1 protein-coding gene is annotated in these 428 nt (G+C 55.6%); it reads right to left on the bottom strand.

What is annotated here, in order from left to right:
- Positions 1-428 (bottom strand): cadherin repeat domain-containing protein (locus DC53_RS0121170; protein WP_033032760.1); only part of this gene is annotated, 428 nt, incomplete at both ends.

Here is a 428-nt window from a genome sequence, read left to right as displayed (position 1 = left end):
GTTATCAGATATGTGTAGCTTATGTCATCGCCATCGGCATCGGTGGCATCGGCGTGAACGCCCGTGCTGGTGCCAACGGCAGCGTTCTCGCTTACGGTGTTATTAGCCGCATCGACATCGGTCACTGGACCAATGGCATTATCGGTATCACCGCCGCCAGGGGCGGTGCCATCGGCGTCAGTGACGCTGATGGTGAAGTCTTTCACGCTCGATGAGCCATCGGTTGATAGGGCAACAACCGTCACCACATGATCGCCAGCATCGCCGTTGTCAAAGTCGAGCTCTTTAGCGACCGTGATTTCACCGGTGGTGGCATCAATGGCGAAACGACCGTCTGCGTTATCAGATAATGTGTAGCTCACATCATCGCCATCGGCATCGGTGGCATCGGCGTGAACGCCAGTGCTATCACCAATGTTGGCGTTTTC

It is taken from the genome of Pseudoalteromonas fuliginea (assembly GCF_000690055.1).
GTDB classification, from domain to species: Bacteria; Pseudomonadota; Gammaproteobacteria; order Enterobacterales; family Alteromonadaceae; genus Pseudoalteromonas; species Pseudoalteromonas fuliginea.
This window is presented reverse-complemented; position numbering and strand designations above follow the sequence as displayed.